Source organism: Thiosulfatihalobacter marinus (genome assembly GCF_016019955.1).
Taxonomy (GTDB): domain Bacteria; phylum Pseudomonadota; class Alphaproteobacteria; order Rhodobacterales; family Rhodobacteraceae; genus Shimia; species Shimia marinus_A.
This window is the reverse complement of the sequence record NZ_JAECRZ010000010.1, coordinates 77,574-91,922: the sequence shown is the minus strand read 5'-3', so window position 1 is coordinate 91,922 and position 14,349 is coordinate 77,574. Positions and strand designations below refer to the sequence as shown.

Annotated in this window: 15 protein-coding genes; 8 read left to right on the top strand and 7 right to left on the bottom strand. The window is 59.7% G+C overall.

Going from position 1 to position 14,349, the window contains the following annotated elements; translation table 11 throughout:
- The first annotated feature begins 70 nt into the window (after positions 1 to 70).
- Entirely contained in the window at positions 71 to 1,633 is a 1,563-nt protein-coding gene (locus I3253_RS14750) for a Hint domain-containing protein (protein WP_232237078.1), read from the top strand.
- A gap of 33 nt (positions 1,634 to 1,666) precedes the next feature.
- Entirely contained in the window at positions 1,667 to 2,764 is a 1,098-nt protein-coding gene (locus tag I3253_RS14745; RefSeq protein ID WP_197918642.1) for a Hint domain-containing protein, read from the top strand.
- An 8-nt stretch (positions 2,765 to 2,772) separates the two neighbouring features.
- Here the strand turns inward: I3253_RS14745 and I3253_RS14740 are convergent, their stop codons facing one another.
- Positions 2,773 to 3,135: a hypothetical protein gene (locus tag I3253_RS14740; RefSeq protein ID WP_197918641.1), complete on the bottom strand. Its 363-nt coding sequence runs from the start codon at positions 3,133 to 3,135 to the stop codon at positions 2,773 to 2,775.
- A gap of 310 nt (positions 3,136 to 3,445) precedes the next feature.
- Between I3253_RS14740 and I3253_RS14735 the strand changes: the two genes are divergently transcribed.
- Positions 3,446 to 5,032, top strand: a complete 1,587-nt coding sequence (locus I3253_RS14735) for a choice-of-anchor L domain-containing protein (RefSeq protein ID WP_197918640.1) — start codon at positions 3,446 to 3,448, stop codon at positions 5,030 to 5,032.
- A gap of 137 nt (positions 5,033 to 5,169) precedes the next feature.
- On the opposite strand, the gene dapD is transcribed toward I3253_RS14735, so the two are convergent.
- A complete protein-coding gene (dapD, locus tag I3253_RS14730) occupies positions 5,170 to 5,997 on the bottom strand; it encodes a 2,3,4,5-tetrahydropyridine-2,6-dicarboxylate N-succinyltransferase (protein ID WP_197918639.1) in 828 nt (275 codons plus the stop codon).
- A gap of 140 nt (positions 5,998 to 6,137) precedes the next feature.
- Here dapD and I3253_RS14725 point away from each other — a divergent pair, with 140 nt between their 5' ends.
- A complete protein-coding gene (locus tag I3253_RS14725) occupies positions 6,138 to 6,971 on the top strand; it encodes an LOG family protein (RefSeq protein ID WP_197918638.1) in 834 nt (277 codons plus the stop codon).
- Positions 6,972 to 7,040: 69 nt separating this feature from the next.
- On the opposite strand, the gene I3253_RS14720 is transcribed toward I3253_RS14725, so the two are convergent.
- The 5 genes from I3253_RS14720 to I3253_RS14700 all read right to left on the bottom strand — a co-directional run bounded on the left by I3253_RS14720 (position 7,041) and on the right by I3253_RS14700 (position 10,439).
- Positions 7,041 to 7,250 carry a hypothetical protein gene (locus I3253_RS14720; protein ID WP_197918637.1) on the bottom strand — a complete coding sequence of 70 codons (210 nt, stop codon included), beginning with the start codon at positions 7,248 to 7,250 and terminating at the stop codon, positions 7,041 to 7,043.
- A gap of 103 nt (positions 7,251 to 7,353) precedes the next feature.
- The gene (locus I3253_RS14715) at positions 7,354 to 7,737 is read right to left on the bottom strand and encodes a phage holin family protein (protein ID WP_197918636.1); all 384 of its coding nucleotides are present in this window, start codon (positions 7,735 to 7,737) and stop codon (positions 7,354 to 7,356) included.
- A gap of 67 nt (positions 7,738 to 7,804) precedes the next feature.
- Positions 7,805 to 8,998: a 23S rRNA (adenine(2503)-C(2))-methyltransferase RlmN gene (rlmN, locus tag I3253_RS14710; protein ID WP_197918635.1), complete on the bottom strand. Its 1,194-nt coding sequence runs from the start codon at positions 8,996 to 8,998 to the stop codon at positions 7,805 to 7,807.
- Positions 8,999 to 9,082: 84 nt separating this feature from the next.
- Entirely contained in the window at positions 9,083 to 9,790 is a 708-nt protein-coding gene (locus I3253_RS14705; RefSeq protein WP_197918634.1) for a Hint domain-containing protein, read from the bottom strand.
- A 115-nt stretch (positions 9,791 to 9,905) separates the two neighbouring features.
- A complete protein-coding gene (locus I3253_RS14700) occupies positions 9,906 to 10,439 on the bottom strand; it encodes an invasion associated locus B family protein (RefSeq protein WP_197918633.1) in 534 nt (177 codons plus the stop codon).
- Positions 10,440 to 10,604: 165 nt separating this feature from the next.
- Between I3253_RS14700 and I3253_RS14695 the strand changes: the two genes are divergently transcribed.
- Genes I3253_RS14695 through I3253_RS14680 form a run of 4 tightly spaced genes read left to right on the top strand, consistent with a single transcriptional unit; the run spans position 10,605 to position 14,342 of the window.
- Entirely contained in the window at positions 10,605 to 11,606 is a 1,002-nt protein-coding gene (locus tag I3253_RS14695; protein WP_197918632.1) for an asparaginase, read from the top strand.
- Between the two features lie 21 nt (positions 11,607 to 11,627).
- Positions 11,628 to 12,056 carry an alternative ribosome rescue aminoacyl-tRNA hydrolase ArfB gene (gene arfB / locus I3253_RS14690; protein WP_197918631.1) on the top strand — a complete coding sequence of 143 codons (429 nt, stop codon included), beginning with the start codon at positions 11,628 to 11,630 and terminating at the stop codon, positions 12,054 to 12,056.
- 49 nt (positions 12,057 to 12,105) lie between these two features.
- Positions 12,106 to 13,371: an aminotransferase class III-fold pyridoxal phosphate-dependent enzyme gene (locus I3253_RS14685; protein ID WP_197918630.1), complete on the top strand. Its 1,266-nt coding sequence runs from the start codon at positions 12,106 to 12,108 to the stop codon at positions 13,369 to 13,371.
- Entirely contained in the window at positions 13,368 to 14,342 is a 975-nt protein-coding gene (locus tag I3253_RS14680) for a phosphotransferase enzyme family protein (protein ID WP_197918629.1), read from the top strand. Before I3253_RS14685 ends, I3253_RS14680 begins: the two co-directional genes overlap by 4 nt.
- Positions 14,343 to 14,349: the final 7 nt, after the last annotated feature.

The window sequence follows — 14,349 nt, the reverse complement described above, 5'->3', positions numbered from 1 at the left end:
GATCGGTGTGCGTGCAGACCGGAAAACCGGTGCTGCGATGCGATCTGCCCCGCCCTAGGGGTATAGCAGTATGCCAAGATTGCCGGTGAACACCAATGCTGATGCCATGGACATGGCGAACGAAATCTTTGGCGATGGCGTGACTGTCACTGATGCGACCTATACGGGCGACAACCGATCTTCGGGTATCTACAGCAACGGCGACACCATCTCGCCCGATGCCACGCCCAGCGATTCCGGTGTCATTCTCTCGACGGGGCGCGCGCAGAATTTCACCAATCGCAACGGAAGCTACAACCAGAGTTCTGGCCAGTCCACCAACACAAATGGTGAAGACAACAACCCCGAGTTCAACGCGCTGGCCGGAGCAAACACCTATGACGCGTCCTATCTGACGGTCGAATTTGTTCCAACCGGCGACACGATGACGATGCAGTTCGTCTTTGCTTCCGAGGAATACCCGGAATATGTCAGTTCGGTTTTCCAGGATTTTGTAGCGGTCACGATCAACGGCACGAATGTGCCGATGGAGATCGGTGACGGGGATGTGGATCCCGGCAATATCAATGGTGGAGAAAACGAAAGCCTGTTCGTGAACAATACCGGCGGCATCTATAACACCGAAATGGACGGTTTCACGCTTACCATGACGCTGACGATCCCGGTGAATTCGGGTGTCGCCAACACTATCCGCATTGCCATCGCCGACGTGTCCGACAGCAGTTATGACTCGGCCTTGTTGATTGCCGGCGGGTCTGTGCAGACTGCCTTGATCGCCAATACCGATACGGTGACGATGGGGTTGGACAGCGCGCGCACGGTCGATCTGTTGAGCAACGATATCGGGACCGGTACCCTGACCATTACCCAAATCAACGGGCAGGCGGCGGGGGTTGGGGTGCCCATCACGCTGACCAACGGTCAGGTCATCACGCTGAATGCGGATGGCTCGGTAACGATCGAATCCGACGGTGACGAAGAGACCGTGAATTTCACCTACACGGTGGCCGACGGTTCCGGGAACACGGATGTAGGCTTTGTGACGCTGACACAGGCGCCCTGCTTTGTTCAAGGCACTTTGATCAGAACGCCGCAGGGTGAAGTGCCTGTCGAACATTTGCAGCCTGGGGATCTTGTCGAAACACTGGACAATGGCCCACAGCCGGTGCGGTGGATCGGGAACCGCCGTGTCGAGGCGCAAGGGGGCCTGGCGCCCATTCGGATTGCGCCCGGCACGTTTGGCGATCACCGCGAGCTGTTGCTGTCACCGCTGCATCGGGTTCTGATCAACAATGCCTGGGCGCAATTGCTGTTTGGGGAAGATGAAGTTCTGATCGCGGCGCGTGATCTTGTGAATGATCTTTCAGTCACGCGTCAGCCAGGAGGGCATGTTACCTATTTCCATATCCTGTTCGATACGCATCAGATTGTGTTCTCCGAAAAATTGACGACAGAAAGCTTTTTGCCCGGGCCGCAGATTTCGGAAGTCTTCGAACCCGAGATCCTTGCCGAAATCCTGTCACTGTTTCCAGAACTGGATCCGGCCACGGGGCATGGCTATGGGCCAATGGCGCGGCGCGGCCTTCGGCAGTTCGAGGCGTCGGCCCTGACGGCCCTGACCATGGCGGCATAAGAGGGGCGACATGCGGGAGAAAGGTCACTCAAGATGAGCTGGATCGCCCTGACCGACTGGAGGCGCAGCTTGTTTTGCGCGGACGGTCTGGCGCGTTCTGGTCAAGGCCGGACCGTTGAGGATGAAAACCTGCAATATCCGATGCCTTCCGGAAGCCTTGTTCTGGAGACCCAGGTTTCCCCCTACGACCGCCCACAGTTGTTGATCGGGTTTGACTCTGAGCGACGCGGCGCTACGGGCCTGACGCTTCAGGCGTTGCCAGGCGGCGGGCTTGTTCTGGTGATGACCCGTGGTGGCGAAATCTTTCATGCAGCGGTGAACCTTGATTCCGGTGGGCGCACGGACACTTTGCGTATCACTTACTGCTGGGACTTGCGCGCCCGGCGAGGGCGCTTGACTGTTGAACAGCCGGGCCGCCGCCGGATTGCAACCCGTTCGATGCCGGATCCGATGCCCCTGAGCCCTGCCGATATCCGCGACCTGACCACCAGGGAGGAGACACGGATTCTGGCGCCTGACGTGACCTTTATTGCTGCGTCCAACCGGATCGAACCTGTTGGGCCAATGCCCAGTTTGACAGTCTCGACGCCGGTCATGACATCCGCCGGGTACCGCCCTGTCGGCAACCTGCGCCGGGGCGATGTCGTGCAAACCCTTGATGGATCGCTGGTGCCTGTTCTGGCCAATTTGCGCCGCACAGTGCCGGCTGCCGGTTTGTTCGCGCCTATTCGGTTGCGTACCCCGTATTTCGGGTTGACCCGAAGCATCACCACAGCGCCGTCGCAACACCTTGTGATCGGTGGATCACGTGTCGAGTATATGTTTGGCGCCGAGCACGTTCTTGTGCCTACCGGCCATCTGCTGCATGGTAGTGCGGCGCAATCGAAAGCAGGCGATACGCTGATCACCTATTGCCAGGTACTGCTGCCCGATCACGAGGCGGTATTGTGCGCCGGGACATTCGTGGAAACGCTGAATATCGGCCGGGTGCGTCGGCGGCCCGAGGAACTGCGTCAAAGCCTGCTGTGCGACATCCCGCGCGCGATGTTACCGGAACACTCGCGTACCGCCTTCCCTGTGCTTGGCGAATTCGAGGCGCTTACTCTGGCCGCGACCCGAGCGGCAGCCTGACACCAGGTCTATTGCCGGGGTTCTGTGGTGTCGCTTTCCTCGCCATGAAAGAACGGCGTCAACTGGGCAACAACCACCGAGTTTTCATCCAAGGCTCTTTGCATGAGCGCGCGCTCTTCTGTGTCGATGTCGTGCCCCTGGGCTTCGCGCTCCTGGATGGTTCCGTATCCGGTGACATCCAGTGGGTTCAGTTCAGCCTGCTTGAGGATAGCCACGGTTTCGCGCACGGCCTCGGCCTCGTCCACACCGCTGGCATAGATCATCAGGGCGCCACCGGTCGCGCCGTCAGGCAGACCATCGCCGTCCTTGCGGCCGACCTGCACAAGCAGCGTGAAAACTTGCTGGCGGGATTTCTTGGGGGGCTTGTCCATGCCGCTGGCCTTATCCCGCTTGGTATTGGGCCGTCAACCTGGGCGGTTCCTGATCCCGCGAATTTGTTTCGATTGCGATGCAGAATGAGCCTTGGCGGAAACTGAATTCAAATATGTTCGGCTTACCTCTTGGATGACGCACGAAGGGCGGGCGCCTGATGCCGGGTTTCGTGAATCAAGATAGTCACGGCTATCCCAAAGGGGAATGCAATTGGCATTTTCTCCTAAAATTCTGGCCGGGAATCCCAAGATTGAGTGGGTGCCTGATCATAAGTGTTTTTGAGTGACTAGTAAGGAAAAGGGGATCGATATGCCAACGGCATCAGAGCTGCCAATTGACACATCTGCCAGTGCCATGGACATGGCAAACGCGATGTTTGGTTCGGGCATCGAGATTACGTCGGCCACATACACGGGTGCCAACGCTGCCTCGGGAGTGTTCTCCAGTGGTGACAGCGTTGCGCCTGGTGTCACGCCGTCCGATACCGGCGTTATCCTGTCGACCGGGCGCGCCAGTTCGATCACCAACAGTTCCGGTGACGCGAATGACAGTTCCAGCACGTCGGGCAACATGCGAACTGCCGGGGATGACGATCTGGACGAGATCGCCGGGGTGCGCACCTATGACGCCGCCGTGTTCGAAGCGCAGTTTGTGCCGGATGGCAGCACGCTGACGATGCAGGTGGTGTTTTCGTCCGAGGAGTATCTGGAATATGTGGGATCGGGCTTTAACGATGCCGTGGGCATCTGGGTCAATGGCGAACAGGCCGAACTGACTGTGGGCGATGGCGATATCACCATCAACAACATCAACGATTCATCGAATTCCAACCTCTATATCGACAATCCCGCCAATGCCGAGATCGCCAATACCGAGATGGATGGCTTCACCGTCACGCTGACGCTCAAGGCGCCCGTCACCCCCGGCGAAGTCAACACGATCAAGATTGCCATCGCGGATGGGGGCGACCGGTATTATGATTCCAACCTGCTGATCGCCGGGGATTCAGTACAAAGTGCTCTTGTTGCCGGCGATGACGAGATCGCCGTTGGGGCGGAGGATTCCGACACGTTCGACATCCTTGCCAATGACGATGCCAATTCCGGCGGCACATTGACGATCACCCATATCAACGGTCAGCTTGTTTCCGCCGGGGACAGCGTTGCGTTGCCTACCGGCGAAGTGATCACGCTGAATGCCGATGGCACGATCACGGCGCAAACCGATGCCGATGTGGGCAGCAATGTCTTCACCTACACCGTCGAAGATGACGAAGGGAACACCGATGTCGGCTTTGTCACGTTGGAGACAACCGAAGCGACGGCGCCTTGTTTTGTCGCCGGAACCGAAATCGTAACGCAGACCGGTATGGTCAGGGTGGAGGATTTGACCCCTGGTCATATGATCCTGACGCGGGATAACGGATTTCAGCCTTTGCGCTGGATCGGCAAGACGACGCGCATCGCACGCGGCGCAGACGCGCCTATCCGGTTTGAGGCCGGGGCGCTGGGCAATCACGGCGCTGTCGAGTTCTCGCCCAACCACCGTGTCCTGTTCCATTCGCCCAAGGCGGCCCTTTTGTTCGGTGAATCCGAAGTGTTGGTAAAGGCCAAGGATCTTGTGAACGGCACCACGATCACTGTGCGCGAAACGCGCGAACCGGTGACATATGTTCACCTGCTGTTTGATCGACATGAAATCGTGCGGGGCAATGGTATGGACAGCGAAAGCTATCATCCGGGCCGGGAAACCATTGACAGTTTCGACCCAGAAACGCGAGAAGAAATCCTGCGCCTGATGCCCAGTCTTGATGCGATGATGGGCTATGGTTATGGCCCTGCCGCCCGGGTATCCTTACGCAAATACGAGGCAGAGGCGTTGTTTCGGGCGGCGTGACAGGCTGGCATGTTTGATGCTGTCAAAGGTCTGACGGAAAAGAAGAAAGTCAGTGCGGTTCAGGCTGGTGCCTGACCAGTGAAAGGAAAAGGCGCGGCCAACCGACCGCGCCTTCTGCACGAAAGCGATGTGCTGAATCAATCGCGCAAAAGCTCGTTGATCGATGTCTTGGAGCGGGTCCGTGCGTCAACGCGTTTGACGATGACCGCACAGTAAAGGTTTACCCCGTTTTTGGAGGGCATAGAGCCTGCAACCACAACCGACCCGGACGGGACTTCGCCATACATCACCTCACCTGTCTCACGATCAACAATCTTGGTGGACTGGCCGATGAACACGCCCATTCCCAAGACCGACCCTTCGCGGACAATACAACCCTCGACCACTTCCGAACGGGCCCCGATAAAGCAGTTGTCCTCGATGATCGTCGGCCCGGCCTGCATTGGCTCCAGCACACCGCCGATGCCCACACCACCCGACAAATGCACATTCTTGCCGATCTGTGCACAGCTGCCCACCGTGGCCCAGGTATCCACCATCGTGCCTTCATCCACATAGGCGCCCAGATTCACGAAGGACGGCATCAGCACCACGCCGGGCGCGATATAGGCCGACTTGCGCACGATGCAATTGGGTACGGCGCGGAAACCGGCCCCGGTCCATTCGCTATCGCCCCAGCCCTTGAACTTGCTGTCCACCTTGTCCCACCAATGGCCGCCCTGCGGGCCGCCGTCCTGCTGTTCCATGTCCTTCAGGCGAAAGCCAAGCAGCACGGCCTTCTTGGCCCATTGGTTCACATGCCAATCGCCGTTTTCCATTTTCTCCGCCACGCGGAGCGCGCCCGAATCCAGCGCGTTCAGCGTGTCTTCGATGGCTTCGCGGGTTTCGCCGCCGGTCGAAGGCGTAATCGTATCGCGGGCCTCCCACGCGGCTTCGATGGCATTTTCCAATTGGGCGTTCGACATGTCTTTTTGCTCCGATCAAAGAGGATTCGGGCTTTCATAGCGACATCGCGCCCCCGCGTCACCCTCGCAATCGCGTGACTGGCACCTGCCGCCCAAACACAGTACGTCTGTGTGAAAACGCGCATCAAAGGACATGCCTCATGAAAGACGACCGCCTGCATCCCCTGTCTGACGCCCATAGTGATCGCGACGCGGCCAGCCAGGTGCCGGATACGCCGCAAACGCGCTCGTCGGCATATCGCCTGGCCTTTGCGGATGATGATTTCCTGTGCCGGGAGGAGCTTCGACCGGTTCGATTGCAGCTGGAATTGCTCAAACCACAGTTGATCCTGGATGAGCACGGTATCGAAAGCACGATCGTTCTGTTTGGCGGTGCGCGGATTCCCGAACCTGCCAAGAAGACAACGGCGCGAACCGAAACCCTGGCTGGTCTGTCGCGATATTACGAAGAGGCCCGCAATTTTGCACGCCTGATGACAGAGCGCAGCAACGGGCGTGAAAACGTGATTGTTTCCGGCGGGGGGCCGGGCGTGATGGAGGCCGCCAATCGTGGTGCCGTGGATGCGGGCGGCAAATCAATCGGGCTGAATATCGTCTTGCCTCACGAGCAAGCGCCAAACGAGTATGTGACGCCGGAGTTGTGCTTCAACTTTCACTATTTCGCTATCCGCAAGATGCATTTCCTGATGCGTGCCCGCGCGATCTGTGTGTTCCCCGGCGGGTTTGGCACGATGGACGAGATGTTTGAATCCCTGACGCTGATCCAGACCGGACGCATGGAATGTGTTCCATTTCTTCTGTTCGGCCGCGAATTCTGGGAGAAGATCATCAACTGGGAGGCGCTGGCCGAGGCCGGCACAATATCTGCCAAGGATCTGGAACTGTTCCGGTTCGTCGAAACCGCGCAAGAGGCGATCGAGGTGATCGACACTTGGGGGGATTGCGGGCGCCGGGGCGAAATCCCCGGGCGCTGATCCGATAATCCGGGTGCAGGACGCGATTCTGAAATCGCTTTCAAGGCGCTTTGCAATCGCCTTGATCCCTCAGTGAATGTGGCTTGGCAGAACGCCCAGCTCGGTGCCCTGCGGCAGCTTGGTTACGATCTGGGCGCCCGCTACGTCCTTGATCGCATAGCCATAGCCGGCAAGGCGGAATTTCCATTCCCGCACGCTCAGCGCCTTGGAGCGTTCGCGCTTGAGGATGTCCAGTACAGGCGTATCAATGATTGCGCCGCCAATATCTGCATGTGCCATCTGTCAGTCCCTTCTGAGTTTGTTGACACATTGGAAACTGACTGTTGATCGGGGCCAAATTGGCGCTCAAATGTGGAAAGTTCTGGGCGTGGAAAAAGATTGTTTACGATTTTGACTGATTCAATGAGGTAAATACGTACTTGGGCAGCAGGATACCGGCAATCAGTGCCCCAAGCCAGACCAGCAGGGTCGCCGCCAAAAGGTTGGCCGTGCCACCGATGCTAAAGCCCTGTACAAAGGGCTGTGTAATCAGCAGGCCAAAGAAGATTGTCACAAGGGACAGCCCGCCCAGCAGCGACGGCATGTTCTTTTCCGAGATCTTGCGGATGATCGGGGTCAGGATCATCAGAATCACGGTAAAAATTACCGTCACGATAATCAGGGCCAGCGGCCCGATGGAAAATCCGTCCAGCAAAATTGTGGCCAGTAGCAGGCCAATGGCATTGGCAATCAGATGAGCGCCTGTCGAAATGATAAACCGGGGCATGCGCGTCCTTCCTTTTGAATACTCGCGCAAAGCCTACAGGTTTTTCACGTTTCGTTAAGCCGGAACGTCAGGTTTCTTTCAATCCGGCTTCGGCCTCGATCTGTTTGCGCGATTTGCGGGCGCGCTCGGTCGCGGATTTCAACTGACCACAGGCTGCCATGATGTCTTCGCCGCGCGGGGTGCGGATGGGCGAGGCATAGCCTGCCTTGTAGATGATGTCGGCAAATGCTTCGATACGGTCCCAATCCGAGCGATGATAGGGTGATCCCGGCCATTCGTTGAACGGGATCAGGTTGATCTTGGCCGGAATACCGCTGATCAGCTTGACCAGCCGGCGTGCATCCGCATCGCTGTCGTTTACACCCTTGAGCATCACGTATTCAAACGTGATCCGCTCGGAGTTGGACAGGCTGGGATAGGCGCGCAACGCGGCCAGCAGCGCGTCGATGTTCCAGCGCTTGTTGATCGGTACCAGCGTATCCCGCACCTCGTCTGTGGTGGCATGGAATGACACGGCCAACATGCATCCGATCTCTTCGGCGGTCCGCCCGATTTCGGGCACAACGCCGGACGTGGACAGCGTGATGCGGCGCCGCGACAGGGAAATGCCTTCGCCGTCCATGGCGATCTTCATCGCATCCCGCACGTTTTCAAAGTTGTACAACGGCTCGCCCATGCCCATCAGAACGATGTTGGATACCAGCCTTGGCCCCGCGTCGCCCGTGCCGACACCCGGCTGGGGCCATTCATCCAGATCGTCGCGCGCCATCATGATCTGCCCCACAATCTCTGCGGCGGTCAGATTGCGCACCAGCTTTTGCGTACCCGTGTGGCAAAAGGAACAGGTCAGCGTACACCCGACCTGCGAAGACACGCACAGCGTGCCCCGATCGGTTTCCGGGATATACACAACCTCAACCTCATGTCCGCCCGCGATCCGCACCAGATATTTGCGCGTACCGTCCGCGCTGATCTGGCGGCTGACCATCTCGGGAATTTCGATGCAGAACTTTTCGTCCAGCTGCGCCCGATAGGCCTTGGACAGGTTGGTCATGGCATGAAAATCACGCACGCCCCATTGGTACACCCATTGCCAGATCTGATTGACCCGCATCTTGGCCTGCTTTTCCGGCGTACCGTTTTCAACAAGCACCGCGCGCAGCTTGTCCCGGGTCAGGCCGACAAGGTTGATCCTGCCACCCTCGGGCAGCTTGCGGGGAACGGTGATCACGTCCTGCGTGACAGGGGCGCTGGCGGTCATGGCTTTGGTGTCCGGGCTAGGAAATCAGACGGGTGCATTACACCATTTGGCCGCGAAAGCAAACAAAACAAGGGGCGCCGCCGCTCAGGCCACCCATACGGCCTGTACCGCCTGCTGCGCCTCGTGGCTCTTCAAGCAGCGTCGCGCGGTATCGCCATAGGCGGCCAGGTTGATCAACTCGGGAAACATGCGAAGAATCTCATCGCGTGCTTCATGCTCGAACTGATCGAAGGTCAATTCTCCCGGATGGAAACTTTCGGTCTGCATCCCGTCGGAAATGATGATCTGGTGTTGGTCGAACAAGAGGTGAAAATACTCGGGATCGGGTACATAACAGACCTGCTCGATGCCTTTCCAGCCCACCAACTGTTTGGCCGGGATCAGCACTTCGCGCTCTTCAAATAGTGTCTCGAAGCTGGGATCGCGCATCCAGATCCGGTGGTTGGGTGACACATAAAGATCGCGCGCCGGAACACCGCGCCCCATTGCGCCCTGCGGGATACGGACCGGCGCACATAATTCCCGCCCGGCGCCGCGCGCGTTGGCCCGATAAGAACCGATCCACCTGATTGGCGCAAACCCGCCGTCACGGACCACCACCGTGTCGCCCGGCCGCAGGTCTTCCACGGCGACTTCACCCTGACGCGTTGCAATCAGGGTGCCGCGCAGAAAACAGGGGATCGTGCCTTCGTTCCGGTCGGCACAAGGTCGTTTGCCGTTTTCGTCAATCTGGGCGGTCGTATTCGGGGTGCTTCCTTTGCTCCCGATCTGTGTGAAATTCGGCGTCGCCATGATCTGCTCCACATGTCGGTTTACCGCCCGGTTTATCCGGTCGGCTTCCCCAGGTGGTCACGGCAGCTTGGAGCCCTGGCAGGGGCAGATTCTCGCCCTGTCGGGCGAGATGTCATCACTTGCAGCGTTTCTCGGCGTCTTCCACGGCGGCGGTAAAGCCCAGAAGGGAAAACGTGTCTTCTGTTTTGGTGCCGCGGGATGACCGCGCGGACAGCGTGGCTTCGGTGCCGCGCTTCATGGCCGCAACGATCTTGGCATCATCTCCCGCAGAGGCGGGCCACGCCCATTCGCCTTCGGTGATCAGAACAAAGTTTTGGCCATCTATCTTCACATCAACATTGGAACCGCCGGCAAACGGATACCCGCCGGTGAATCCGACCTGGCCCGCGACCTTCATGTGCGGCAGAAAGCTGACCATCAACAGGATATCGCTGCGCCGCACCGCGACGACGCGGCCCTCGCGCGTGTTGACGCTTTCCTTGGCGGTGCTGACGGCCCAGCATTCGCGCTTCTCGCCATCCTTGTATTCAAACACACTCCAGTCGGTCATGGCGGCAACCTGGTTGTCGCTGACCTGTTGTGCCGTCGCGCCAAATGCGATCAGCGAAAGGCCAACCGCGGCAATCGCGCCAATGAAACGTGATCCCATAATTCACAGCCTCCAAGCTGTCATTTGCCTCGATCAGTCCGCCCCGGCCTGTCGCCTTTTTTGGTGGGCTGGACATTTCTATCCCGATAGCCTCAGTTTAGCCTGATTTGAATGCGGGACGAAAGACCTGTTGGCACAAAATTGCCAGTGAAACTGTGAGGAAGCATGACTCAACCGGCTTTGATGATCGAAATGCACAGGGGGGATTTTCTTGAAACCACCCATTTCGGCCATGCTGTGGTGTGCAATGCGGGCGGCGAGATCGTGCGATCATGGGGCGATCCCGGCGCCATTGTGCTGCCGCGCAGCTCTTCCAAGATGATCCAGGCTCTGCCGCTGGTGGAAAGTGGGGCGGCCGACGCACTGGGTTTGACAGGGCGCCATCTGGCATTGGCCTGTGCCTCGCACAACGGCGCGGAGATCCACAATGACATGGTGCGGGCATGGCTTGCGGCTTTGGGTTTGGGAGAGACCGATCTGCGCTGCGGTCCGCAGGAGCCGCGCGACATTCCCGCCCGTGATGCGCTGATCCGCTGTGGCGATCCGGTTTGTCAGGTGCACAACTACTGTTCGGGAAAACATTCCGGTTTCCTGACCCTTTCGCGCCACCTGGGGGCCGGACCGGAATACATTGACCCGGATCATCCCGTGCAGATTGCGGTGCGGGAGGCGTTCGAGGATGTTACTAACGAAACCAGCCCCGGTTTTGCCATTGACGGCTGCTCGGCGCCGAATCTGGCCTGCTCGATGCACGGTATGGCGCGCGCCATGGCGTATTTCGCAAGCGCCCGCGACGGCCAGGGCGCCCGCGCAACGGCGGCGGCCCGGCTGCGCGCGGCGATGATGGCTCATCCCGAATACGTCGCCGGCGAGGGGCGCGCCTGCACCGAACTGATGCGCGCGATGGATCACAAGGTTGCTGTGAAAACCGGCGCCGACGGGTATTTCATTGCGATCCTGCCGGATCCGGAACTGGGCGTGGCGCTCAAGATTGCCGATGGATCAACGGTTGCCTCCGAAGCGGCCATTACCGCCCTCCTGATCGAGTTGGGCGCGCTGGACGCCACGCATCCGGTTGCAGGGCAATACATTGATGCGCCGATCTCGAACCGGCGTGATATCGTTTGCGGCAGGATACAGGCGGTCAGGGGGTTCCCTGGTGAGTGAATTCGTTGCGGGCTGGAATGTATGAGCGACCTTGTGATCAACGACCAGCTGAGCGTGCAGTCCTGGGAATTGACCGAGCAATTCATGCGTGCCAGCGGGCCGGGGGGGCAGAATGTCAACAAGGTGGCCACGGCGGTTGAACTGCGGTTCGAGGCAGAACGCTCGCCGTCGCTGGCGCCACAGGTCAAGGCCCGGCTCAAACGGCTGGCCGGGCGCAGATGGACACGTGACGGCGCCATCGTGATCCAGTGCGACGAAACCCGCAGCCAATCCCGCAACCGCGAGATTGCGCGCACGCGCCTGGCCGAGCTGATCCGCAAGGCGCTGGTTGCGCCGAAGAAACGGGTTCGGACAAAACCGACATGGGGGTCTCAGCAGCGACGGATCAAGGCCAAGAAGGAACGGGGAGAAATCAAGGCAAGGCGGGGGCGGGTTGGTGAGGATGACTGATGGTTCGGCCCGGCCCGTTCGGATGTGAAGACCCAGGAGCATGGTCGCGATGAAGACGACAATGGAAAGGCGTGCACGGCTGTTGGGGCCGCACATGACAACATTCTACGACGACCCGGTGCATGTCGTCCGTGGGCGCGGAGTGTGGTTGTGGGACAAGTCAGGCCAGAAATATCTGGATTGCTACAACAATGTCCCGCATGTGGGGCATTGTCATCCACGGGTCGTTGAGGCGATCAGCCGGCAGGCCGCAACCCTGAACACGCACACCCGCTATGTGCATGACCTGATCCTGGACTACGGGGAAAGGCTGACAGCGAAATTCGGGCATGGGCTGGACAGCATGGTGATGGTCTGTTCCGGCTCGGAAGCCAATGATGTCGCCCTGCGAATGGCGCAGGCCATGAGCGGGAACACCGGGCTGATCGGCACTGACAACACCTATCACGGAAATACCGCTGCCGTGTCGCAGTTGAACGCCACGAAGCGGCCTGTGGGCGGCTATCTGGGCCATGTTCGTCAGGTACCAGCCCCCGATACCATGCCGCCGCCGGAGGGCAACCTGGCCAGCCAGGCCGAGGCTTTTGCCAATGGCGTGGATCGGGCAATCGCCCAGTTGCAAGACGCCGGTCATGGCGTGTCAGCAATGATCCTGTGCCCCTATTTCGCAAACGAAGGCTTTCCCGCACTGGAGCGCGGCTTTCTGGATCGGGCCGTGGCAGCGGTGCGCAGGGCGGGCGGGGTGATCATCGCCGACGAGGTGCAGCCCGGCTTTGGCCGGATCGGTAGCCACTGGTGGGGCCACGAACGGCTTGGCATCGGCCCCGATATCGTCACGCTGGGCAAGCCCATGGGCAACGGGCATCCGGTGGCCGCAGTTGTGACACGGCCGGAAATCCTGGCATGCTTTCAGGAATCGTTTCGCTATTTCAACACATTTGGGGGAAATCCGGTAAGCGCCGCCGCGGCGATGGCGGTATTGCAAGTGATCGAGGACGAGGCGCTTGTCGAGAATGCCGCGAGTGTTGGATCCTTTACGCTGGACCTGCTTTGCGAGGTGCAGACTCGCCACGAGGTGATCGCGGATGTGCGGGGGGCCGGGCTGTTTCTGGGGGTCGAGCTTTGGCGGGATGGACAACCGGCCACTGACCTGTGCGCGAAGATGGTGGAAGAAATGCGCCGCCGCCATGTGCTGCTGCATTCGGTCGGGCGGCATGACAATACGCTGAAGGTGCGTCCGCCCTGTGTCTTCGACCGCGATAATGCCGGGCATCTGGCCGAGGTGATGGATGCGGCGCTGAAGGTCGTGGCATGACCGCCAATGCCGATGCGATGAAACTGGCCCGGGCGGCCCTGCGGCACTGGGGCGTGGCAGTGGCCCCGCGTCTGATCAGGAACCGAGAGAATATCGTGTTCGAATGTGTGGCACCGAATGGCGCCGGGGCGGCCTTGCGGCTGCATCGTCGGGGTTATCAATCCGCGCCCGCGATCCGCAGCGAGCTTTGGTGGGCCGAGGCGCTGGCGACGGCGGGGATGCTAGTGCCCCGCCCCGTACCCACTTTGGCGGGCGATCTGCTTGTTGAAATGCCGGGTGGCAGGGTTGTTTCCATGGTCAGCTGGATAAAAGGCGCGCCGCTTGGAGAAGGGGGTGTACCACTGGCAATGCCCGAAGACCGGCAGGAGGCGCTGCATTTTGCATTGGGTGAGGAACTGGCGCGGCTGCACCGATCAAGTGACGCCGCCACGTTTCCTGCGGGTTTTGTACGGCCCACGCTTGATGGCGAGGCTTTGCTGGGGGACTCTCCGGCCTGGGGCCGCTTCTGGGAGAACCCGTCGCTTGACCGGGACGAGGCGAACCTGCTGCTGACCGCGCGCGACAGATTGCGCGAATTGCTGGCCGACCACTCACAGGACTTGGCGGATTTTGGCCTGATTCACGCCGATGCCCTGCGGGAAAACGTGTTGGTGGAAGGTGAGGCCGTGCGCCTGATCGATTTCGACGACGGGGTTTATGGCTATCGCATGTACGAACTTGGGGTCGCAATGTCACAAAACTGGGATCAGCCAAATCGCCGGGCGCTTGGGCGCGCGTTGCTGAAGGGCTATGCCGGCATTCGGTCGCTGCCGGACAACGCTGGTTCATTGCTGGAAGCCTTTACGCTGATGCGGGGCCTTGCGTCATGCGGTTGGGTCATTGGCCGATACCGCAAGGGCCACCCGGATACGCGCGCTTATGCGGCCCGCGCGGTGGCGATGGCAGAGCGTTGGCTTGACTCAACCGCCTGAATTGAAC